General features: G+C 53.9%; 24 protein-coding genes, 1 rRNA gene and 1 other annotated feature. All 25 genes read left to right on the top strand.

Annotated elements, in window-relative coordinates:
- The first annotated feature begins 15 nt into the window (after positions 1–15).
- The gene (gene mreC, locus AC27KL_RS12900; RefSeq protein ID WP_487169959.1) at positions 16–888 is read left to right on the top strand and encodes a rod shape-determining protein MreC; all 873 of its coding nucleotides are present in this window, start codon (positions 16–18) and stop codon (positions 886–888) included.
- Positions 888–1,418, top strand: a complete 531-nt coding sequence (gene mreD / locus AC27KL_RS12895; RefSeq protein WP_212952642.1) for a rod shape-determining protein MreD — start codon at positions 888–890, stop codon at positions 1,416–1,418. The genes mreC and mreD overlap by 1 nt, the downstream gene beginning before the upstream one ends.
- A gap of 77 nt (positions 1,419–1,495) precedes the next feature.
- Entirely contained in the window at positions 1,496–2,152 is a 657-nt protein-coding gene (gene minC / locus AC27KL_RS12890; RefSeq protein ID WP_487169958.1) for a septum site-determining protein MinC, read from the top strand.
- 5 nt (positions 2,153–2,157) lie between these two features.
- Positions 2,158–2,952 carry a septum site-determining protein MinD gene (gene minD, locus AC27KL_RS12885; RefSeq protein WP_339323885.1) on the top strand — a complete coding sequence of 265 codons (795 nt, stop codon included), beginning with the start codon at positions 2,158–2,160 and terminating at the stop codon, positions 2,950–2,952.
- A gap of 256 nt (positions 2,953–3,208) precedes the next feature.
- On the top strand, positions 3,209–3,724 hold the full coding sequence (locus AC27KL_RS12880) for a DUF2179 domain-containing protein (RefSeq protein WP_036713021.1): 516 nt from the start codon (positions 3,209–3,211) through the stop codon (positions 3,722–3,724).
- A gap of 504 nt (positions 3,725–4,228) precedes the next feature.
- Positions 4,229–5,398 carry a betaine/proline/choline family ABC transporter ATP-binding protein gene (locus AC27KL_RS12875; protein WP_212952640.1) on the top strand — a complete coding sequence of 390 codons (1,170 nt, stop codon included), beginning with the start codon at positions 4,229–4,231 and terminating at the stop codon, positions 5,396–5,398.
- 1 nt (position 5,399) lies between these two features.
- A complete protein-coding gene (locus tag AC27KL_RS12870) occupies positions 5,400–6,059 on the top strand; it encodes an ABC transporter permease (RefSeq protein WP_487169957.1) in 660 nt (219 codons plus the stop codon).
- Between the two features lie 41 nt (positions 6,060–6,100).
- On the top strand, positions 6,101–7,003 hold the full coding sequence (locus tag AC27KL_RS12865; RefSeq protein WP_487169956.1) for a glycine betaine ABC transporter substrate-binding protein: 903 nt from the start codon (positions 6,101–6,103) through the stop codon (positions 7,001–7,003).
- Positions 7,004–7,019: 16 nt separating this feature from the next.
- On the top strand, positions 7,020–7,718 hold the full coding sequence (locus tag AC27KL_RS12860; RefSeq protein WP_487169955.1) for an ABC transporter permease: 699 nt from the start codon (positions 7,020–7,022) through the stop codon (positions 7,716–7,718).
- Between the two features lie 189 nt (positions 7,719–7,907).
- Complete coding sequence (locus AC27KL_RS12855; RefSeq protein ID WP_487169954.1) at positions 7,908–8,741, top strand: peptidoglycan DD-metalloendopeptidase family protein; 834 nt, start codon at positions 7,908–7,910, stop codon at positions 8,739–8,741.
- Entirely contained in the window at positions 8,734–9,600 is an 867-nt protein-coding gene (locus AC27KL_RS12850) for a M50 family metallopeptidase (RefSeq protein ID WP_487169953.1), read from the top strand. Before AC27KL_RS12855 ends, AC27KL_RS12850 begins: the two co-directional genes overlap by 8 nt.
- 128 nt (positions 9,601–9,728) lie before the next feature.
- Positions 9,729–10,973 (top strand): Rne/Rng family ribonuclease, encoded by a 1,245-nt coding sequence (locus tag AC27KL_RS12845; protein ID WP_487169952.1) that lies wholly within the window; start codon positions 9,729–9,731, stop codon positions 10,971–10,973.
- A gap of 63 nt (positions 10,974–11,036) precedes the next feature.
- Positions 11,037–11,117 (top strand) — a sequence feature (ribosomal protein L21 leader region).
- A gap of 12 nt (positions 11,118–11,129) precedes the next feature.
- Positions 11,130–11,441, top strand: coding sequence for a 50S ribosomal protein L21 (gene rplU / locus AC27KL_RS12840; RefSeq protein WP_036713027.1), 312 nt, complete (start codon positions 11,130–11,132; stop codon positions 11,439–11,441).
- A gap of 14 nt (positions 11,442–11,455) precedes the next feature.
- Positions 11,456–11,788 carry a ribosomal-processing cysteine protease Prp gene (locus tag AC27KL_RS12835; RefSeq protein ID WP_036713028.1) on the top strand — a complete coding sequence of 111 codons (333 nt, stop codon included), beginning with the start codon at positions 11,456–11,458 and terminating at the stop codon, positions 11,786–11,788.
- Positions 11,789–11,805: 17 nt separating this feature from the next.
- Positions 11,806–12,117 (top strand): 50S ribosomal protein L27, encoded by a 312-nt coding sequence (gene rpmA, locus AC27KL_RS12830; RefSeq protein WP_036713030.1) that lies wholly within the window; start codon positions 11,806–11,808, stop codon positions 12,115–12,117.
- A 277-nt stretch (positions 12,118–12,394) separates the two neighbouring features.
- A complete protein-coding gene (locus AC27KL_RS12825; RefSeq protein WP_339323890.1) occupies positions 12,395–13,132 on the top strand; it encodes a Spo0B domain-containing protein in 738 nt (245 codons plus the stop codon).
- Positions 13,133–13,145: 13 nt separating this feature from the next.
- Positions 13,146–14,459 (top strand): GTPase ObgE, encoded by a 1,314-nt coding sequence (obgE, locus tag AC27KL_RS12820; RefSeq protein WP_212952631.1) that lies wholly within the window; start codon positions 13,146–13,148, stop codon positions 14,457–14,459.
- A gap of 269 nt (positions 14,460–14,728) precedes the next feature.
- Entirely contained in the window at positions 14,729–15,166 is a 438-nt protein-coding gene (locus AC27KL_RS12815) for an ACT domain-containing protein (RefSeq protein ID WP_036713034.1), read from the top strand.
- A 95-nt stretch (positions 15,167–15,261) separates the two neighbouring features.
- Positions 15,262–16,548, top strand: coding sequence for a homoserine dehydrogenase (locus tag AC27KL_RS12810; protein ID WP_487169951.1), 1,287 nt, complete (start codon positions 15,262–15,264; stop codon positions 16,546–16,548).
- Positions 16,549–16,646: 98 nt separating this feature from the next.
- The gene (gene thrC, locus AC27KL_RS12805; protein ID WP_487169950.1) at positions 16,647–17,717 is read left to right on the top strand and encodes a threonine synthase; all 1,071 of its coding nucleotides are present in this window, start codon (positions 16,647–16,649) and stop codon (positions 17,715–17,717) included.
- Entirely contained in the window at positions 17,714–18,682 is a 969-nt protein-coding gene (gene thrB, locus AC27KL_RS12800) for a homoserine kinase (protein ID WP_487169949.1), read from the top strand. The genes thrC and thrB overlap by 4 nt, the downstream gene beginning before the upstream one ends.
- Entirely contained in the window at positions 18,679–19,569 is an 891-nt protein-coding gene (gene pheA, locus AC27KL_RS12795; protein WP_487169948.1) for a prephenate dehydratase, read from the top strand. The genes thrB and pheA overlap by 4 nt, the downstream gene beginning before the upstream one ends.
- A 3-nt stretch (positions 19,570–19,572) precedes the next feature.
- Positions 19,573–20,454 carry a branched-chain-amino-acid transaminase gene (ilvE, locus tag AC27KL_RS12790; protein ID WP_036713040.1) on the top strand — a complete coding sequence of 294 codons (882 nt, stop codon included), beginning with the start codon at positions 19,573–19,575 and terminating at the stop codon, positions 20,452–20,454.
- Between the two features lie 171 nt (positions 20,455–20,625).
- Entirely contained in the window at positions 20,626–22,533 is a 1,908-nt protein-coding gene (locus AC27KL_RS12785; protein WP_487169947.1) for a LysM peptidoglycan-binding domain-containing protein, read from the top strand.
- Between the two features lie 606 nt (positions 22,534–23,139).
- A 16S ribosomal RNA gene (locus AC27KL_RS12780) occupies positions 23,140–23,364 on the top strand; the annotation flags it as partial.

The raw sequence follows: 23,364 nt of genomic DNA, 5'->3' as shown, positions 1-23,364 counted from the left end.
CAGTAGAGTAAGAGGGTGTTGAAACTGTTTAAGCTGCTTGGAAACAAACGCTTATTTGTCATTTTAATCGCCCTTGTTATGTTTATCGCACTGATGGGTTTCACGCTCGGACCAAGGGCAACGTTGTCCTGGCCCGAGAAGTTTTTGAGGGATACTGTCGGCTTTGTCCAAAACATCATTTATAAGCCCGCTGGATACGTAGCGGGCTTGTTTAAAGATATCGGCAATATGCGAGAGATGTACGAGGAAAACCAACGATTGAAAATTGCGCTGGCCCAATATACGCGGGAAAAAGCAAAGTATAATTTTATTGAAGAACATAATAAGCAACTTGAGGAAGACCTGAAATTTACGAGAGCGCAGAAAGAAAGATTTAACTATTCCTATCATATCGCTCAAGTTATCAGCGTAAATGCGGATCCGGTCAATAAGACGTTGATTATCGATCTTGGCGAAAGGGACGGCGTCAAAGTAGGGCAGTCGGTCATTTCCATCGACGGCATGGTCGGCGTGATCAGCCATGTCAGCAATTTTACGTCAACCGTGAAGCTGATTACGGCCATGGACGCCAAGGACCCGAATTCGAACGGGATTGCGGCCACGTCCATGAACAACCATAAAACCTTCGGCATCGTGGAAAGTTATGACGAGGCAACGCAGACGCTGCTCATGACCCAGATTAAGCAGGATGATCCGATCAAACGCGGGGATACGATCGTATCGTTGGGAGACACCGACAAATATCCGCGGGGATTGATCATCGGAGAAGTACTTAACGTGCAGGAAAGCAAGTTTGGCAAAACCAAAACGGCAACGATTAAGCCAGCGGCCGAATTCCAGGATTGGAAGCAGCTGTTCGTCGTCTTTACGCCGGAGGCACCGAAGTAATGAATGTGCGCAAGCAAGTTCTGCTGCTCCTGCTGTTTCTGTTGTTTATCCTGGAAGGTACTCTGATCCCGTGGATCCTGCCGGGTTCGTGGCAAAATATCCTTTCGCCGAATCTGGTATTTATCGTGTTGCTGTTTGTTTCGATTTATCATAACCGTCATACGGCTTTGGTTCTCGGCATCATATTCGGCATGCTCCATGACGTCGTTTTTTACGGCGATATGATCGGCACTTATTCTTTGGTGATGGGTTTTTCCACTTATATTATGGGCTTTATTTTCCGCGTACGGCGCGCCCCGATGCCCGTCATGATGACGGTCGTCATTCTGGGCAGCCTGCTGTTCGACAGCATGCTGTACGCCATCTACCGGCTGTTTTCGCTGACGCAGTTGACCTACGACTGGAATTTGCTGCATCACATTCTCCCCGACCTCGTGCTTCATTTCGTGTTCGGGCTTATCATTTACGTTCCCTTGCGCAAGCAGCTTGAAAAAATTGCTAGGCGGGAGACAAAAGAAAAGGCGGCATAAGTCTCGCCGCCATTTTTCTTTTCCGGCAGGAACTTTGCCTCTCGAAGGCGAAATGTAATGAGATAGGGGGGACAGGCATGGCAGTCAAATCGAATCATGTCACGATTAAGGGCATCAAAGATGGCCTGGTATTCCTGCTTGACGATGAATGCGAATATGAGGAACTGCTTGGCGAACTCCGCTATAAGCTGGAGCACAGCCATCAAAATATTTTAACCGGTCCGATCATCCATGTGGACGTAAAATTAGGATCAAGGCGGATTACGGAAGAACAGAAGCAGCGCATGCTCGACATTTTGAAACAAAAGGGGAACCTGCTTATCCGCTCGGTCGAATTTCCGGAACCGGAGCAGGCGCAAGTTCCGCCTTACAAAATCGTGTGCGGCATGGTAAGGTCCGGCCAAGTGCTTCGCCATGACGGGGACCTGCTTTTTTTAGGGGACGTGAACCCCGGAGGCAGCATCTTGTGCACGGGGGATATTTACATATTGGGGGCCTTGCGCGGCATGGCGCATGCCGGGATCGACGGCAACGAGGATTCGATTATCGCCGCATCCCATTTTGCCCCGACGCAGCTTCGGATCGCGGAACAAATCAGCCGTCCTCCCGATGAATGGGAGACGCGCGAAACCAGTATGGAATTCGCTTTTTTGCAAAACGGCGCCATGCAAATCGACAAAATCAGCAACATTGTACGCTTGCGGCCTGATTTTAACGTGTTTAAAGGGGTGTAGCACATATGGGAGAGGCTATTGTCGTTACTTCCGGTAAAGGCGGTGTCGGAAAAACCACCACTTCGGCCAACATCGGGACTGCGCTTGCACTGCTCGGCAAAAAGGTATGTCTGGTGGACACGGACATCGGCCTCCGCAATTTGGACGTGGTCATGGGCCTGGAAAACCGGATCATTTACGATTTGGTCGACGTTGCGGAAGGGCGCTGCCGTTTGAATCAAGCGCTTGTAAAAGACAAACGTTTCGATGAGCTGTATATGCTGCCGGCCGCCCAGACGAAGGACAAAAACGCCGTGTCGCCGGAACAGGTCAAAGACATTGTTTTAGAGCTGAAAAAAGAGTATGAATACGTCATCATCGACTGTCCGGCAGGAATCGAGCAAGGATTCAAAAACGCCATTGCCGGCGCGGACAAAGCGATCGTCGTCACGACGCCGGAGAACGCCGCCGTCCGCGACGCGGACCGGGTGATCGGTCTCCTCGAGAGCTCCGAGATCGGTTCTCCGAAGCTGATCGTCAACCGCATCCGCCCGAATCTCGTGAAATCGGGGGATATGCTCGATATCGAGGACGTCATCCAGGTGCTGAACATCGATCTGATCGGGATCGTGCCCGATGACGAGCATGTCATCAAAGCGGCGAACAGCGGCGAGCCGACGGTGATGAATCCCGATTCCCGGGCAGCGATCGCCTACCGCAACATCGCCCGCCGCATTTTGGGGGATACGGTGCCGCTGATGCATTTGGATCAGAAAAAAGGCATGTTTTCGAAATTCAAAAAGATTTTCGGCATAGGCTGAATGTTGCCATGCTCCAACTCTCTCGTTATATAACGGGAGAGTTTTTTGTATTTCAACGGATATGGACCGGAGTAAGGCACAAATGCCTGTTTCCCGGTCTTTTTTTACTTCAGCGGGAAGATGGCGTGTTTTTTTTCGGGACAAAAATGAAAAAGACGTATAACCGGGCTCCGAAAGAGGTTAAGTTACTGGAATAGGAGAACCTTTCGGGATAGCGGCCTCCCGGTCATCAGGTTTGTGAAAGGAGTGATCCGCCATGCTTGGCATATTGGCAGCCATTTTTATCATTCAAATCGTGTACGTCTCGTTTTTTACGCTGCGCATGATCTTGACGCTGAAAGGGCAAAAATATTTGGCGGCGGTGCTCAGCATGTTCGAAATTACCATTTACGTGCTGGGTCTCAGCATCGTCCTGAAATACGTCAACCAGCCGCTCAGCCTCATCGTCTATGCCGTCGGCTACGGGCTGGGCGTGCTTGTCGGTTCCTGGATCGAGGGACGGATCGCGCTCGGATACATCACGATGAAAGTCATCGTCAACGATCCGCAAAGCAACATGGCCAACGCGCTGCGGGACAACGGGTACGGGGTGACTTCGTGGATCGGAAGCGGCCGCGACGGACACCGGCTCGTATTCGAAGTGCTGGCCAAGCGGAAAAATCAGAAGAAATTGTACAATTCCATTCTGGAGCTCGACCCGAAAGCCTTTATCGTCGTGACCGAACCGGTGATGCTTCACGGAGGATTTTGGACCCGCGGCACTAAAAAATAAAACGGCGAAAACATGTTTCACTTTGGACCGAATAGGGTAATGAATGAAACATAAGACTGCGGATGCGCCTTCCTTTTTTCGTAGGAATGTACGGTGAATTCGTTATCCGTTCGGGTCGGGGGAGAAGCACCAGATCTCGTGGAAGGCCGGAAAGCTGCGCCTATTGGCGCATGCTTTTCGTTTTCGAGCGACATTTACATAGCCGAGTCACAGGTGGAATGTTAAGGTATGCATTTCGAATGCCGTAACGAAGATTTTTAGGTTTGTTCATAAAGATAATGACCTCACGGTTTCCTCTTTGTTTTCCACCCCATCCATACATGCGCTTGACCTCTGTTTCGTTTTGGTTTTGTCTCTTGGCTTCCTATGCCTCCTTTGGTTTTCGGGGAGTTTTGCAAACTGGGAAAGCCGAATCCAGCCTTCCTGACCGTTTTTTGCGTCCCCGACGGATGATATGCCGAATGCTCCGCATAATATGGATAATGCTTGCAAAGGGGCGATTGAATGATAGTACTGGATCATGTGAACAAGGTTTACGACAATGGCTTTCACGCATTGAAAGACATTAACCTGGAATTCAAAAAAGGAGAGATTACCGTTCTGATCGGACCGAGCGGCTGCGGCAAATCGACGACGATGAAGCTGATCAACGCGTTGAACACGCCTTCCTCGGGCAGGGTGCTGATCGACGGCAAGGACATCTCGGGAATGAATCCGGTGGAACTGCGGCGCAATATCGGTTATGTCATTCAAAGCGTCGGTTTGTTTCCCCATATGAACATTTCCAGAAACGTGGGCGTGGTACCCCGCTTGAAAAAATGGGACAAAGATAAAATCGAACGCACGGTAAACGAACTGCTGGACATGGTCGGCCTCGACCATACGATCTACGGTTCGCGTTATCCCTCGGAGCTTAGCGGCGGTCAGCAGCAGCGGGTCGGCGTCGTACGTGCCTTGGCGGCGGATCCGGACATCATTTTGATGGACGAACCGTTTTCCGCATTGGACCCGATCAGCCGCGAGCAGCTGCAGGACGAGCTGATCCGGCTTCAGCAGGAGCTTCATAAAACGATCATTTTCGTGACCCATGACATGGACGAAGCGATCAAGATCGCCGATACCATCGTGCTGATGAAAGCGGGCGAGGTGGTGCAGACCGGCAAGCCGGACGCGATTTTGCGCCATCCGGCCAACGACTTCGTGCGGAATTTTATCGGGCAAAAACGTCTTCAAGACGAAGGCGGAAGCGAAAGCACTTATCAAATCCCGCTCGTCGACGAAGTGATGATCACGAACCCGGTAACCGTATTCCCGAGCCGGGGGCTGGCCGAGGCCATCAAAGTGATGGAGATGAAGCGGGTCGATTCCCTGCTCATCGTCGACCGGAACAAACAGCTCCAAGGGGCGGTGTCCATTTACCGGGTACTCGACCAATACGGCGAAGAAGGCAAAACGGTGGCCGACGTCATGCAGCCGGTCCGTTATTCGGTCGCGTCTGGAAGCACGCTTGCGCAGGCGGTGGAACTGATGGACAGCCATCAGCTCAGCAATCTTCCCGTCGTGGATAGCAGCAACCGTTTTCTCGGATTGATTACGAGGGGCAGCGTCGTCAAACATTTGGCCGAGGTTTACCCAGGGGTCGACCGCTCTGCCGCCGGCGGAGAGGGTGAGTGATATGAATGCGTTTTGGAGTTTTATCACGGAGCGGTATCCCGACATTTTAAAGGCGCTGCAGGAGCATCTGGCCATTTCGTTTTCGGCGGTCATCCTGGGGACGATCATTGCGGTGCCGCTCGGGATTATCCTCGTATACAGCCGGGTCGGCTGGATCAACAGCATCGTGTTTTTCGTCGCCAACCTGTTCCAGACGGTGCCGAGCCTGGCGCTGCTGGCGATATTGATCCCGCTGCTCGGGATCGGGATGCGCCCTGCTATACTGGCGCTGCTTCTGTATTCGTTGATGCCGATCCTGCGGAACACGTACGACGGTTTTCATTCGGTCGATAAAGGCGTGCTGAATTCCGCCAAAGGGATGGGGTACAGCACCGCGCAAACCATCATGAGAATTCAGCTTCCGTTATCGCTTCCCTATATCATGTCGGGCATCCGGATCACGACGGTGTACATCATCAGCTGGGCGACGCTCGCCTCCCTGATCGGCGCCGGCGGTTTGGGACAACTGATCGTATCCGGCCTTGGCGTCAACAAACCCGAGATGATCTTTATCGGCGGAATCGGCGCGATCCTTTTGGCCTTGGTCGCCGACGCGCTGCTTGGCCTGTTGGAGGGCTGGCTCGGCAGGCATTACCGCCAGACAAGGGAGTCTGCGATATGATGCGCCGGAGCATAGATTCGAGCCGGAACAAGGGGGGCGTGATGAGACTGAAACGGATGAAAAAAACAACGCTGCTGGTTTTGTCGTGCATATTGGCCGGCCTGCTGTCTTCATGCGGGATTCAGGCCGACGTGACGATCGGGGCGCAGACGTTTACCGAAACGAAAATATTGGCGGAAATGTACAAGGCGCTGATTGAGGACCGTACGAACTTGAAAGTGGACATTATTCCCGACCTGGCGTCCAGTCCGCTGGTGTTAAACGCGATCACCAGAAACGACGTGCAAATGGGAACGCTCTACTCAGGAGAAATTTTTAATAACCATTTTCCGATCAGCGGCTCGAAGGAACGCGCCCAGGTTCTGAAGGAGGCCCAGGAAGGCTTCCAAAAATACTACAACCTGACCTGGATGAACCCGCTCGGCTTTGAAAATACGTATGCTTTTACGGTGCGCAAGGATCTGGCCGAATCCAAAGGTTACACGAACATTTCCGATGTCAAAAAGGATATGGCGAGCATGAAGCTCGGCGTCGACACGACCTGGCTGGAACGGAGCACCGACGGTTATCCCGCGTTCTCCAAAGCGTACGGCATCAAGTTCGGCCAGGTGTTCCCGATGGAGATCAGCCTGGTGTACAGCGCGGTCGCGGGCAAGCAGGTCGACATCGTGCTGGCTTATTCCACGGATTCGAGGTTAAAGGCGTACAACTTGAAGACGCTGAAGGACGACAAGCAGTTTTTCCCTCCCTATGACGCGAGCCCCGTGCTGCGTACGGACCTGTTGAAAAAACATCCCGAAATCGAAGACGCGATCGCGCCGCTCATCGGCCATCTGGACGCGGATACGATGATCTCGCTGAATTACCAGGTGGACATCGAGAAAAAAAGCGAGCGGGAGGTTGCCATCGCGTATTTGAAGCAGCAGGGACTACTGAAAAGCTAAAGGAGGGGAAGAAGCAATGGAAAACAAACATTTGACTTTCATGGATTTTCTGTCCTACGTGTCCCGCAACAGCGGTTTGCTGTGGGAATATTTCATCCAGCACATCCTTATGGTCGTCATCGGCCTGGGACTGGCGGTCATCGTCGGCGTGCCGCTCGGGATCCTTTGTTCGAGAAGCCGCTGGGCGGCCAAAATCGTCTTGTTCATCACAAACATTCTGCAGGTGGTTCCGAGCCTGGCCATGCTCGTCGTGCTGATGCTTTGGCTGGGACTTGGGATGAAGACGGTGATGGTGGGGCTTTTCCTGTATTCGCTCAACCCGATCGCGCGCAACACGTACGTCGGGCTGAAGCAGGTCCCCGCAAGTTATCTCGAATCGGGAAAAGGCATCGGCATGAGTCCGCTGCAGCTGCTTCTCAAAGTCCGGTTTCCGTTGTCGCTGACGTATATCATGTCGGGTCTGCGGATCGCTGCCGTCATTGCCATCGGCGTCGTCACGATCGCTCCGCTTGTCGGCGGCGGCGGCCTTGGGCGGGAAATTTACGCCGGCCTGAACAGCAACAACTCGCTGCGCATTTTTGCGGGCGCCATTCCCGCCGCCGTGCTGGCCATCGTGGCCGACCTCGTACTCGGCTATCTGCAGCGCAAGATGGATTTGGCGAAACGAAAATCGGCGGCGGCGCCGGCACCCGCCAAAGCGCAGAACATCGGCTGACGGCTGTTAGAGCCCGCCGAGTCTTCAGAAGGAATCCCTTCGCGTCGAGGGGGTTCCTTTTTCGCTGGATCCCGGCCGCCGAACCCAGGACTGGAGCACCCTTCCGGCGCGCTTTCAGGCTTGTTCTAAATTCGGGACATCCCCTCATAAAATAGAATAAAAACAAGCCTCGAAAGGGGAACGCAAACCATGGACATCAAATCTTCCATCAAACAGCGCAGGGAAGAGCGCATCCGGGATCTTCTGCTTCGCGAGGAACCGGCCCCCCCGTCGCCGCAGCCCGTTCAGGAACAACCGTTATGGAACAAAGGCCGGCTGCCGGAGCCGCTTGCGCCGGAGCCCGATCCCGAGAAGGTCTGGAAAAAAGAGCATGCCAAAGGCGGCGGCCCGTCTTACCATAAATCCCGTTTCGTTTCCGGTTTTATGTGGCGCGTATTTTTCAGCGTGATTTTGTTTGGCCTGATCTGGGGCCTTTTCAAATATCCTCAGCCTTGGAGCATGAAAATCCAGGACTACGTCATGCAGTCGCTGAACCGCGAGATGGACTTCCAGGCGGTCGAAGCCTGGTACGAATCCCACTTCGGCGAAGCGCCGGCGTTTATCCCGATTTTCAAGCAAAACCAGACATCGCCGCTTAAAGTCAATGCTTCCAAGTCGCTGTATCCGCCGATGGAAGGCGATATCGTCCAATCGTTCGCCGTGAACTTGAAGGGCGTGGAGATTGCCCCGAAAAACGGAACCGGCTTGCCGCTTGAAGTCAAAAGCGTGGAGACGGGCCGCGTCATCGACATCTCCGGCAGCGCCGAATCCGGCATCACCGTGACGATCCAGCATACCGGCAAGCTGGTGGTATCCTATGGGCATTTGGCCAAAACGCGCTTGCAAAAAAACGACTGGGTCGAAGGCGGGGACGTGATCGGCCAATTGCAGGCCGCAGCGGAAGGGGAGACGCCGACCTTGTTTTTGTCCATGAAGGAGGATGGCGACTACGTGGACCCGGCGGACGTGATTCCCATTGATTAACATCCGGGGCATCACGTTGTCGCTGCATCCTTTTTTTGTCATTCTGATGCTGTTTTCCGTCATGACGGGGCATTTTCTCGAGCTGATCGTCTTATTTGCGATCGTGTTCATCCATGAGCTGGGCCATCTTGCCGCCGCGCTGCTGAGCGGCGTCCGCATCCGCTCGGTTCAGATGCTTCCGTTCGGCGGGGTGGTCGAAATCGAGGACCATGGCCAGCTGACGGCCTGGAAGGAGATCGGCATCGCCCTCGCCGGACCGGCGATGAACGCGGCGATGATTGGCGGCGCGCTCCTGCTGCGCGAGGCCGGCTGGGGAAACGGCGCCTTTTTGTCTTATGTCGTTTACGGCAACGCCATGATCGCCGGCTTCAACCTGCTGCCGATCCTTCCGCTGGACGGGGGGAAAATCCTGCATGCCGCGGCCAGCCTGCTGTTTCCTTATCACCAAACGCTGCTCTGGTCCTCCCGAATCAGCCTTGCGGGCAGCGCAGCCGTTGTGCTGGTCTCGGTTTTTCCGCTTTTGCAGGGCGAAGCGAAGGTCCAGCTTAATCTGTTGATGATCGGCATATTTCTTCTCTATTCCAATTGGGTCGATTACCGCCATATCCCCTTCCGTTTTACGCGATTTCTCATGAACCGGGAGAGGGGGTACGACGCGGCCGCCCGGAAAGGCGGGTTTGCCCAGCCGATCATTGCCGATCAGGCGAAACATTTGGACAGCATTTTGCGTCTATTTAAAAGAGGGAAGTACCATGTTGTTTATGTAATGAACAAACAAGGGGGCGTGATCGCCATGCTTCCCGAACAGCGCCTGATTTCGGCTTATTTTGCCACGGAGCGCCCAACGCTGCCGAGGTGAACCGGTCGGGCTGCTGGAAACATGCGGCGAGACTAAAATGGGGGGCAATCCCGAAATAGAGCTTTGGAGCTAAAAAGGAGATTTCATGGTAATATGGGATGTAAATGTCTTCTGGCAGGGGTGAAGCCATGAAACAAATGATTGTTCATTGTGAACCGAAACTGACGCAGATGGCCCTCTTGGAGGAAGGCAAGCTGGTGGAGTTTGCGGCCGAACGCAGCCAAAATCACGGACTGGTGGGCAGCTTTTATAAAGGACGCGTCGTCAATGTGCTTCCAGGCATGCAGGCGGCGTTTGTGGATATCGGGCATAAAAAAAACGCGTTTTTGTATGTCGATGACGTGCTGCATCCGAACCTGGAAAAGCAGCCGAAGGAGAAACCGCCGATCGAGACGCTGCTGCGGGTAGGTCAGGAAATCGTCGTCCAGGTGATGAAGGAGCCGCTTGGCAGCAAAGGGCCCCGCGTGACCACGCATTATTCGCTTCCGGGCCGGTGGGTTGTTTTTATGCCCAATGCGGACTATGTTGCCGTTTCGAAAAAGGTAAGCAAGGACCAGGAGCGCAGCCGCCTTAAAATGCTGGGGGAAGAGATCCGGCAGAAGGGCGAAGGCGTTATCATGCGGACGGTATCCGAGGAAGAACATCCGGATGCGATCTCCGGCGATCTTGCCCTGCTGCGCGAGCAGTGGGCCGCCATTCAGAAGCGCGCCGAGGCTGCTGCAGCGCCCGCGCTTTTGCACCGCGATTTGAGCATCGTGCAGCGGTTTATCCGGGACGTGTTTGACCCGCAGCATGACCAGCTTCAGATCGACAACGCCAAGGAAGCGAAGGAAGCGGAGGCGTTCCTGGAGGAAATCGCCCACGGCAGCCACTTGCCCGTGAACGTGTACCAGGGGCAGGAGCATATTTTTAAAGCGTTTGGCATCCAGGAACAGATCGAGCGGGATTTTTCGCGCAAAGTCATTTTGGAAAGCGGCGGTTCGATCATATGGGATCAGACGGAGGCGCTCACCGTCGTCGACGTGAATACGGGCAAATATACTGGCGGGGAAAGCCTTGAGGATACGGTGACGAGGATCAACCTGCAGGCCGCCGAGGAGATTGCCAGGCTGATCCGGCTCCGCGACGCCGGCGGCATCATCATCGTCGACTTTATCGACATGGAGCAGGAAAAACACCGGCAAGAGGTCGTGGACAGGCTTGAAACCGGCATGAGCAAGGACCGCACGAAAAGCCACGTGGTCGGCTGGACCAAGCTCGGCCTGCTTGAATTGACGCGCAAGAAGGTCAGGGACGACACGGCGATGCTTCAGGCGAAGCCTTGCGACCACTGCGACGGTACGGGGCGGATCAGCCTTTTAGGCATCCATTGACTTGGTTCCGTTGTTATGTTAATATCTATGAGTATGTGTCCAGTGTTTCTCTTAAATGCTTGTCACATGCTGTAACCGCTCCGGTCGGGTCAACAAGCGCAGCCTTCGGGAGGCCACCTGGATCAGGCGAGTCTGAGACATGAGGAGGTGCAAGCAATGTACGCAATTATCGAAACTGGCGGCAAACAATACAAAGTTCAAGAGGGCGACGTATTGTACATCGAGAAGCTGAATGCAGGCGACGGCGAAAGCGTGACTTTCGACCGTGTTCTGGCTGTATCCGGTGACAACGGTTTGGTAGCTGGTACGCCAGTCGTATCCGGCGCATCCGTAACCGCAAAAGTGGAGAGACATGGCAAAGGTCAAAAGGTTGTTGTATACAAATACAAACCTAAGAAGAACTACCACAAGAAACAAGGCCATCGTCAACCTTACACTAAAGTAACCATCGAAAAAATCCAAGCGTAAGAAGGTGCGCTCCTTTGATACAAGTGCGCATACTACGACGTAAGGATGGAAGCATCCATGGCTTCGAGGTGAAAGGTCATGCGAACTTTGCGAAGCACGGAGAGGATATCGTGTGCGCCGGCGTATCGGCGGTCACCGTCGGAACCGTGAACTCGCTTGAGGAACTGACCGGAACCGTGATGGACAGCAGAATGAAAGACGGGTTTCTGAGCGCTTATTTTCCGGTTGACGGAGAGCAAGGCACGGATCCGCGGTCGCAGCTGCTGCTCGAGTCCATGGTCGTCATGCTGAATTCGATCGCAGAATCATACGGGAAGTATATTCAAATAAAAGAAGTGACTAATTAAAGAAGGAGGTAGACAACATGTTAAAGTTGAATCTTCAATTGTTCGCATCGAAAAAAGGTGTGGGTTCCACGAAAAACGGACGTGACAGTGAAGCGAAACGCCTTGGCGTAAAGCGTGCTGACGGACAAACCGTTACCGGCGGAAGCATCTTGGTTCGCCAACGCGGAACGAAAATTCATCCTGGTACGAACGTGGGCATCGGTAAAGACGATACTTTGTTTGCAAAAGTGGACGGCGTCGTGAAATTCGAACGTTGGGGCCGCGACCGCAAAAAAGTGAGCGTCTACCCTGTTGATGCTGCTCCGGTAGCGGCAGCAGTGGAAGCGTAAGTGTCTTCGCGGATCACGGGTTGATACACAAGAAGAGCCTTCGGCAGTGCTTGCCGAGGGCTTTTTTTTAACAGTTGAGATTTATGCCTTATACGATTCCGCCAAGGGCAGGCGGCGGCATCGGAGCGAAGGCCGGCCGGATTTGCGTGGAACGCCTTCCGGATTTACGGGTCGGGTCGTTTAAGTTTTGAACGGGTGGATGAACAACCGAGGATTGCTGTGGTATACTGGTAATTGATGTAAGGATGATCGGTGATCAGGAATGGGGAGAGGCCATTTGAAATCCTGGAAATGCATATTGGCTATAATCGCCGCATCTGTAGTCGTTCCTTTGTATTTCGTGGTGCGGGACAAGTCGTTCATCTGGAGCATCGTGCTGATGTTGTGGGTGGCTGCGGCTTTGGCCGGAGGTTTCGTCATCATGAGCCGCAGGCAGGAGGAGGAGCGTCAAACGCTGCTTCGAGGCTTCGAAGAAAGCGCCATAAGGACGCTGAACCACCATCGCCATGATTGGATGAACGACCTGCAGATTTTGTATGGTTATATCCGGCTCGGAAAAATTGATAAAGCTGTGGAGTGTGTGGAAAGAATAAAGGTACGGATGAACCGGGAAAGCAAAATTTCGAAGCTGGGCATCCCGTCTCTCGTGTTCTTTCTGCAGTCGTTCCGGACTGAAAACAGCGACTTGGAGCTTGAGGTCGACGTGGATCAGGACATTCAGCTCGATAAATTGAGCCCGAGGGACGGCGCCGATCTGGCGGCCGTCATCATGGAGACCGTCCGGGCTTACCAGGCCGGGGGGAAGGCGTCTTGGGCGGACACCCGCAAACTGTATCTGAGCCTGCGCCAGAACGGTCCGGAAATCGTCGTAGGTTTTGAAGGAGAAGGCCCCATGGGGGACCCGGAATTATTGAAGCAGCAAATTTATAATGTGGTACAAGGCAAACGAATGAAAGCGGAGCAGCTTCATCCCTCCCAGGCTTCGTTTCTGTTACGCGTGCCGTGTGAGTCATGAGGAAGGTGAAGTCATGTTTGTAGATAAAGCGAAAGTTTACGTAAAAGGCGGCGATGGGGGCGACGGTTTGATCGCTTTCCGCCGGGAGAAATACGTGCCTGAAGGCGGGCCGGCCGGCGGTGACGGCGGAAAGGGCGGGGACGTCATTTTCCGCGTCGACGAAGGTTTGCGCACGTTGATGGATTTCCGTTACCAGCGGCATTTCAAGGCCAAACGCGGGGAAAAAGGACGGAACAAAAGCCAGCATGGCGCCAATGCGGAAAATTTGATCGTGCGAATCCCTCCGGGGACCGTGCTGATCGATGATGATACGGGCGAAGTGCTCGCCGACATGGTCCGCCATGGGCAGCAAGTCGTGGTAGCCCGCGGCGGGCGGGGCGGACGGGGCAACATCCGGTTCGCCACGCCGAACAATCCGGCTCCGGAGCTTGCCGAGCATGGAGAAGAGGGCGAGGAGCGTTACCTCGTGATGGAGCTGAAGGTGATGGCCGACGTAGGGCTTGTCGGGTTTCCGAGCGTCGGCAAATCCACGCTGCTTTCCGTCGTATCCGCTGCCCAGCCGAAAATCGGCGCATACCATTTTACGACGATCACGCCGAATCTCGGGATGGTGGAGGTCGGCGACGGCCGCAGTTTCGTGATGGCGGACTTGCCGGGCCTGATCGAAGGCGCTCACCAAGGCGTCGGACTGGGGCATGAGTTTTTGCGCCATGTGGAACGTACGCGGATCATCATCCATGTGGTGGACATGGCGGGATCCGAAGGGCGCGACCCGTTTGAGGATTGGGTGAAAATCAACGACGAGTTGAAGCTGTACAACGCGACCCTGGCCGAACGGCCGCAAATCGTCGCCGCGAACAAAATGGACATGCCGGATGCGGAGGCCAACCTGAAAAACTTCCGCGAGCAGGTGGGCAAGCTGAGACCGGACATCGAAATCATGCCGATCTCTTCCTTGACCCGTCAAGGGGTGCAGGAGCTTCTTTACCGGGCGGCCGATATCCTGGATGCGATCCCGCAGGAGGTTCACGTCGAGGAAGTCGCCGAGACGGCCGAAAGAAAAGTGTACAAGCTGAACAGGAAAGACGACGACAACGCGTTTACGATTACGCGGGATAACGAAGCCTTTGTCGTTCACAGCGAAAAAATCGAACGCATGCTGAAGCGGCTGCAGATGAATTCGCATGAGGCGATTCTGAAGCTTGCCCGGACGATGCGCCATATGGGCATCGACGACGAGCTGCGCAAACGCGGAGCGGTGGAAGGGACGATCGTCCGGATCGCCGATTTCGAATTCGAATTCGTCGAAGGCAGCAGCTACTATTAAAGGCGGACTCCGCAACAGATGGGCGGCCCCCGGGGCTGCCTGGGACAATTTCGAACCAAAGCCGTTAAAGGGCGCGCGACGCGCTCTTGAGCGGCTTTTTTCATACCCGAGTGTTACCGCGATCGGGGTACATAAAACATCCTTCTTGCCAAGTAAGCGCTATTATTGTATTCTTCTGGACAAAAAGGCGCAAATCTATTGACCCTCTGAATGCAATTCTTTATAATGTCCACTATATGAATACATCAGTCTTTGAGGAGAGGACGTTCGTGAAAGAACGCTATTATTTGGTCCGGGAAGATATTTTGCCTGAAGCGGTGGTCAAAACGATGCAGGTAAAGCAGCTCCTTGCCGCCGGCGACGCAAAGACGGTGCATGAGGCTGTGGAGCAGGTCGGCATGAGCCGCAGCGCATTTTACAAATACAAGGACGGCATCCACATGATCAACCAGCTGGAAAGGGAGCGGATCGTAACGATCTCGATGGACATGGAGCACCGCTCCGGGATGTTGTCGAAGGTGCTGAGCCTCGTGGCGGGTTTTGGCGGTAACGTCTTGACGATCAACCAGAGCATCCCGCTGCAGGGAATCGCCAACGTCGTCATTTCCGTCGAGGTTTCCCGCATTAGCGAAGAGCTCGGGGATTTGCTCGAAAGCTTGCGGGACTGCGCCGGCGTTAAACGCGCGAACCTGATCGGTCAAGGCTGATTTTCGGATTCGCCTAAATGGAACGTCGCTTGACATGCAAAAACCTAGGTTAACAGTAAAAAAAGAAATGCACGCATGTAACAGGAGGAGAGGGAATGAAGCCGGTTAAAGTGGGTTTATTGGGTCTCGGCACCGTGGGGACGGGCGTCGTCAGAATCGTGGAGGGCCATCAAGAGGATTTGAGCAGTCAGGTGGGTTCCCCGATCATCATTGAAAAAATCGCCGTAAAAAACAGCGACAAAACCCGCAGCATTACCGTGGACAAAAACAAGCTGACCGAAGATCCATGGGAGGTGATCCGGGACCCCGAAATCGACGTCGTCGTGGAGGTCATGGGAGGCATCGATCATACGAAGGATTACATCCTCGAAGCTTTGGACCGCGGCAAGCATATCGTCACGGCCAACAAGGATCTGATGGCGCTTCACGGCTCGGAGATTTTGGCCAAGGCCCAGGAAAAGCAGTGCGACGTGTTTTATGAAGCCAGCGTTGCCGGGGGCATTCCGATTATCCGGACGCTGATCGAAGGTTTTTCGTCCGACCGCATTCTGAAGATTATGGGGATCGTAAACGGAACGACGAACTTTATTTTATCGAAAATGAGCCAGGAAGGGGCATCCTACGAAGCCGTGCTGGAAGAAGCGCAGAAGCTCGGGTACGCGGAAGCGGATCCGACCTCGGACGTGGAAGGCTTGGACGCGGCCCGCAAGATGGCCATCCTGGGAACGCTTGGCTTCCGTACCAACGTGGAGCTGAAAGACGTCAGCGTGCGCGGAATTTCCCAGGTCTCGAAGGAAGACATCGCATACGCAAAACGGCTGGGATACGAAATGAAATTGCTCGGCATCGCCGACCGGGAAGACGATCATGTAAGCATCAGCGTACAGCCGACGATGGTTCGGAAGGGACATCCCATTGCATCCGTGGGCGGCGTGTTTAACGCGGTGTACGTTTACGGCGAAGCCGTGGGCGAGACGATGTTTTACGGGGCCGGCGCGGGAGAAATGCCGACGGCGACTTCCGTCGTGGCGGATTTGGTGGCCGTGATCAAAAACCTGAAGCTTGGCGTCAACGGCCTGAAAGCGATCGTGCCGTACAAACCGAAAAAGCTGAAAAGCGATGAGCAAATCGCATTCAAAAATTTCATTCTGCTTCATGTGGACGACAAAGCCGGCGTGCTGGCGAAAATCACCCAAGTATTCGCGGAGTTCGGCGTCAGCTTGGAGTCCGTGGTCCAGCAGCCGAACGAACTGAACCCGGAAGCGGAAATCATTATCGTTACCCACAATGCCAGCAAAGCAAGCATGGACAAGGTGCTTCAGCATTTTGAAGGACTTGACGTCATCCGCAAGATCAAAAGCGTGTACCGCGTGGAAGGGTAAAACCTTCCGCGGCATTCGTACCAGCGCTTCATGATCCGCTTATATATAAAGGATTTTTCGCAAAAATCCTGAACAAAGAACAAAGGAGCCATACCAAAATGTCATACCAAGGACTGCTTCAAACGTACAAACCATACCTGCCCGTCAATGAAAACACGCCGTTGCTTACGCTGAAGGAAGGCAACACGCCGCTCATCCGCGCGGTGAATCTGTCGGAGGAGCTCGGGCTGGATCTGCATTTCAAATACGAAGGCTTGAACCCTACCGGCTCGTTTAAGGACCGCGGCATGGTCATGGCCGTTGCCAAGGCGGTGGAAGAGGGCAGCCGCACCATCATGTGCGCCTCGACCGGCAATACGTCCGCGGCTGCGGCAGCATACGCCGCTCGCGCCGGGCTCAACTGCATCGTGCTCATTCCGAACAACAACATCGCCCTGGGCAAACTGGCGCAGGCGATGATTTACGGGGCGAAGGTCATCGCCATCGAGGGCAACTTCGACCGCGCGCTGGAAATCGTGCGCGAAATTACGGCCAAACATCCGATCACGCTCGTCAACTCGGTGAACCCGTACCGCATCGAAGGGCAGAAAACGGCTGCGTTCGAGGTGGTCGACCAGCTCGGGAAAGCGCCTGACGTGCTGGCCATTCCCGTCGGCAACGCGGGCAACATTTCGGCTTATTGGAAAGGGTTCAAAGAATACCATGCCGCAGGCAAAGCGTCCTCCCTGCCGAAAATGGTCGGTTTCGAAGCGGAAGGCGCCATGGCGATCGTGAAGGGCGAAGCGATTCTCGAGCCGGAAACGATCGCGACGGCGATCCGGATCGGCAACCCGGCAAGCTGGAAAACGGCGGTCGCCGCGGCGGAAGAATCCGGCGGACAAATCAACTACGTGACGGACGACGAAATTTTGGAAGCTTACCGTCTGATCGCCTCCCGCGAAGGCGTATTTGCCGAACCGGCATCCGCCGCATCGGTAGCCGGCGTGCTGAAGCTGAAACGGGAAGGATATTTCCAAGGCGGCGAAACCGTCGTCTGCGTCCTGACAGGCAACGGCCTGAAAGATCCGAACGTCGCCCTCCAAACCGTCAACGCCGATCCGCTTGTTGTGCCCGACACCGAAGAAGCCGTCATGGAAGCCATCGCGAAGCTGGAAGAGGCTACGGCATGATCAGACCGGAAGGCGTATACGTAAGGATTCCTGCCAGCACCGCAAATCTCGGTCCGGGGTTTGACACGTTGGGCATGGCCTTGTCATTGTACGCATGGATCGGGATGAAGGAAGCGGACGAAACGGCGATTCGGTTGTACGGTAACGAAATGGAAGGGATCCCGACGGATAAAAACAATCTCGTCTATCAGGTCGCCCAAATGGTGTTCCGCGAAGCGGGCGTCCATTTGCCCGAGCTGGAAATATCGATGTATTCGGACATTCCGCTGACCCGGGGGCTCGGCAGCAGCGCATCCGCCATCGTCGGCGCGCTTTATGCCGCGAATGCCTTGATCGGATCGCCATTGCCGGACGCAAGGCTTCTGGATATGGCGACGGCGATCGAGGATCATCCGGACAATGTCGGAGCGTCGCTATTCGGCGGGTTCATTACGGCGGTTTGGGACGGCGAACATGCCGATTACGTCCGGATGGAGCCGCATGAGGATCTGGAGGTCCTCGTCGTCATTCCGGATTTTCAATTGAAGACGTCCGAGGCGAGAAAAGTGCTTCCCGAAAAGATCGGCCGGAAGGATGCGGTCTACAATATCAGCAGGTCTTCGCTGCTGGTGGCCGCTTTGGCCCAGGGCAGGCTCGACCTGATCGGCCGGGCGATGTCCGACCGCCTTCATCAGCCGTACCGGGCGGGGCTCGTCCCGGGGATGGCCGAAATCTTGGAGCGGGCCGTGGAGCACGGCGCTTTGGGCATCGCGCTCAGCGGGGCTGGCCCGACGCTGCTTGCGCTCGTCGATCGCCATTCGCTGCGGAAAAAGGAACTGGAGTCTTATCTCCTGAATACGATGAAGGCCGAGGGCATCTGCGCATCTGCACGATGGCTGGTTCCCGACCGCGAAGGTGCCCGTCTGATCGGCAGCATGTCGACAGGCTCATTTATGGACATGATAGAAGGGGAAGTAAACGCATGAAGCGAATAGCATTATTGCCTGAAGGATCGGTGTCGCACGAGGCCGTTGCGCAGCTGCTTGGGGGCGAACCGGCGGAACTCGTGTACCACAAGCTGATCTCCGACGTGTTTTTGTCGACGGTCCATGGAAAAACGGATTACAGCGTCATTCCCATCGAAAATACGATCGAAGGATCGGTCAGCCTTCACATGGATTGGCTCGTCAACGAAGTGGACATTCCGATGCAGGTCGAATGGGTCTATCCGTCGATTCAAAACCTGGTCGGAGACCGGGAGGAGTTCCTTGCGGAATCCGGGGAACTGGACTTTGCGCGCATTCAAAAGATTTTGTCCCATCCCGTGGCGACGGCCCAGTGCCAGCAGTTCATCCGCAAGCATACGCCCCAGGCGGAACTGGTCAATGCGGGGAGCACGACGGAAGCGATCGGGATCGTCAAAAGCAATCCGGGACAGGGGCTGGCGGCCATCGGCACCAAACTTGGAGCCGCGACGCACAAGCTGGACGTTTTGGCGGAACGGGTAACGGACCATGACAACAATTACACGCGGTTCATTTTGATCGGCAAAGAAGCGCTCGACAAGCTGCCGAAGCCCGTCAAGCAGATGAAAACGAGCATTCTGGTCACGCTTCCGGAGGATTTTGCCGGTGCGCTGCATCAGGTTCTCGCGGCTTTCGCATGGAGACGGCTGAACCTGTCCCGCATCGAATCCCGTCCGACGAAGAAAAAGCTCGGAAGTTATTATTTTTATATCGATGTTCTTGAATCGGTGGAATCCGTGCTGCTGACGGCGGCGATCGGAGAGATCGAGGCTTTGGGCTGCCAGGTGCGCGTGCTCGGTTCCTATCCAAGCTATACGTATCAGGAATTAATATCGGAGGTGCTGTAGTTTATGTCAGAGCAGTGGATCTATTTGGATGGTGAATTCGTCACCAAAGAAAACGCGAAGGTATCGGTGTTCGACCATGGTTTTTTGTATGGCGACGGTATATTTGAGGGCATCCGCATCTATGAAGGCAATATTTTTAAATGCGATGAACACTTGGAGCGTCTGTACGATTCCGCAAAATCGATCGATCTCAACATTCCGCTGACGTTCGAGGAAATGCGCGAAGCGATGGCGGAAACGATCCGCCGCAACGACATGAGAAACGGATACATCCGCCTCGTCGTTTCCCGCGGAGCAGGCAATTTGGGCCTTGATCCGAGACGCTGCCCGAAACCGACGGTGCTCATCATCGTGGAACAGCTTGCGATCTATTCGGAAGAAGCCTACAAAAAGGGCCTGCGTGCCGTGTCGGTATCGACGCGCCGCAATTTGCCGGACGCTTTGAATCCGAAGATCAAATCCTTGAACTACCTGAACAATATTTTGGTGAAAATCCAGTCGAACCTGGCGGAAGCGGACGAAGCGATCATGATGAACGCGCAAGGTTACGTGACCGAAGGCTCCGGCGACAACATTTTTATCGTCAAACGAGGGGTCGTTTACACTCCGCCTTGCTACCTCGGGGCACTCGAAGGCATCACGCGCATGGCGATTATCGAATTGTGCGAAAAGCTCGGCTACAAGCTGAAGGAAGAGCCGTTTACGATGCATGACGTATACATCGCCGATGAAGTCTTTTTCACGGGTACGGCCGCAGAAGTGATCGCAGCCCGCGAAATCGACGGACGGATCATCGGCAACGGCGAAGCAGGTCCGATTACGCTGAAGCTGCTCGAAGAGTTCCGCAAAGCGGTGACTCAAGACGGCTACAAAGTGTGGGAATAGTCGTCCGGCGCCCGGTTTATGCGCGCCCGTTCGCAAAAAATCCTTTCATGACAAGCTCATGGAAGGATTTTTTTGTCGTTGGGGATGTCATTCGCCCATCCTCTGCATAAGATGTAGTAACGAAGGGCGGACGATTCATGCGCCTATTAGAGTTTAGGAGGTATTTGCCGCGTGAAGATACACATCGTAAAAAGTGGCGACACTTTATATGAGCTTTCCAAAAAGTACGACATTCCCCTGGAAAAAATCATCGACGCCAATCCGCAAATTGCGGACCCGAATCAGCTGCAGGTCGGGCAAAAGGTGAAAATTCCCGCAAAACCGGTGCAGGTGCCAAGCCAAGATCAAATCATCCATAAACATGTCGTGAAGCAAGGAGACACGCTGTGGAAGCTGTCGAAGGCTTGGGGCGTTTCCTTGAAGGAAATGATCGACGCCAATCCCCAGCTCAAAAATCCGAATGCACTGCTCGTGGGCGAAGTGGTGAATATTCCGAAAACAAAAGGCAACCCGGGAACGAACGATCACCCGAATCCAGGCTCCAACGCCAACGAACATGCCAATGTGCAGCATGAGAAACTCCAACCTGGCGGAAAGGCTTTTACCGGTCCGAAAGAAGAAATCACTGCCCCTAAAGCCGAAACGACGGCTCCGAAGCCGACGCAGCCCCAGCAGCTATCCGAACTGCCTAGCGTACCGCTCCCCAATCTGATGCCGGAACTCCCGAACGTGATGCCGAATGTTCCTAATATCATGCCGAACGTTTCCAACGTGATGCCTGAATTGACGGCCCCCAACGTCATTCCGAACGTGATGCCGGAAAACGTAACCCCGAATATCATGCCTGAGGCAACCGTTCCGAACGTAAAACCCAATGTGATGCCTGAAATGACCATGCCGAATGTAATGCCAAACGTAATGCCTAACGTAATGCCCGAAATGACGATGCCAAACGTGATGCCCAATGTCATGCCGAACGTGACGCCAAACATCATGCCGGAAATGGTTGAACCGAACGCGACTCCGAATATTATGCCCTTTTCCGAGAAAAAGCCGACAGGCCTCAAACCTGTTGCGGAAGAGCCGTGCGGCTGCGGAGGAGATCCTTATTTCGGCGGAGCCCATCATCCGTTTATGCAGTTCCCGACGGCAGTTCATGAAGCAGGTGCTTATTATCCGACGCCTTACGACGATGAGGTTCAGGCCGTGCATACTTACGACGACATGCCTTACCATGGGAAATCTTCGAAATACCCGGGGATTGTGGAGGGGGCCGAAGACCACTATGCGCCTAACCAATCCTGGGTGAGCCCGTCCATGCAACATCCTAACGGACACTTTGATCATCATTGGGAAAATCAAGTTTCGCCGGTCGCTTTCGAGCCCAATACGCAATCTCCCGTAAGTTATCAACCGAATCAGCCGTATCATCATGACCAGGTGGCGCCGGCCTATTATGAACCCGTTTATGCGTCTAATCCATGCGGTTGCTCCGGAACGGCTCCCGTGTATCATGCGCCTGAACCGGCTTATGTGGAGCCGCAAGCTTACGATCCTTATTGCTATCCGCATTTCATGCTTCCGCCATGGTGTTATCCCTATCCGGCGCCTGTGCCGCTGGTAGGCGGATACGGAGCGGGCCCGAATGCGCCGTTGGGCGTTCATGGCCATGGACCGAATATGCCTTTCCATGATCCAAATATGCCTTTCCACGATCCCAATATGCCTTATCATGATGCAAATGCGAATATGCCTTATCATAATCCGAACATGCCGTACCCCGGATTTGGTGGAACGGAATATCCGATATGGAACCGCACCCAGACGTATGCCTCCCCTTTACAGCAAACGGAGCCTCAATCCGCGCCTTCCGCGGAGGTAAATTCGGTTCAGGCGCCAAACCCGGCTTTTGAGGCAGAAGAGGACTCGGGACAAACGGATGCCGAACCCGCCAAAACCGCCAAGACGTTAAACAGCAGCAAAAGAAGCACGACGGTGCCTCGCGATAAATCCATTCCGAACAAATCCAAAAAACAAAACGTATCTTCCAAACGCAAAAATCCTTGGATCAAAGGATGAGGAATCCGCAGAGATGACGGCCGGACATGGATGTCCGGCTCTTTTTTTGTATTGATGGTTGATAGATCGATGAGCATTTTGTTTTGCGCGTTCGTCTGCTCCTTAGATGCAGGCCTTAAAATGAACATCTCTCTTACCAACCGGCATTGGGCCAATAGAGGAGGAGACAGAATGGCTATTCAGTTGATCCGCTATAGGCTTTTATAATTTGGAAATGGTTTATTCAAAAAAACACTTGTCAAAAATAATAGAAGTATGTTATATTATTATTCCGGCCAAGAAATCTATGAAAAGCCGAGTGGAATTGAGAGATTAAAAGTTTTCGAAAAAAAAGCTTGCAAATCTCGAGAAACCATGATATATTATAAAAGTTGCTGCTGAACACAACGGCGGCGAAGAAAACGAAATGTTTGATCTTTGAAAACTGAACAACGAGTGAGATACAGGCTTTGCTTGCAAAGCCGATCGCGAAGCAAATCGGTCCAAGTCTATGGCTGGATGATTTGCGGAGCACAAATGAGAATTAAATTCTCGTCAGATTCAAAATGAGCTACAAACTTTTTGTTGGAATGCTACTCTCCTTCGGGTGAGCAGATTCTTCCAACTTTCTTGGAGAGTTTGATCCTGGCTCAGGACGAACGCTGGCGGCGTGCCTAATACATGCAAGTCGAGCGGACTTGATGAGGAGCTTGCTCCTCTGATGGTTAGCGGCGGACGGGTGAGTAACACGTAGGCAACCTGCCCGTAAGACCGGGATAACTACCGGAAACGGTAGCTAATACCGGATAATTTATCGCTTCGCATGGAGCGGTAATGAAAGACGGAGCAATC

This window comes from Paenibacillus sp. YAE3 (genome assembly GCF_057546105.1).
The sequence above is the reverse complement of the archived record's forward strand: the minus strand, read 5'-3'. Positions and strand labels throughout refer to the sequence as shown.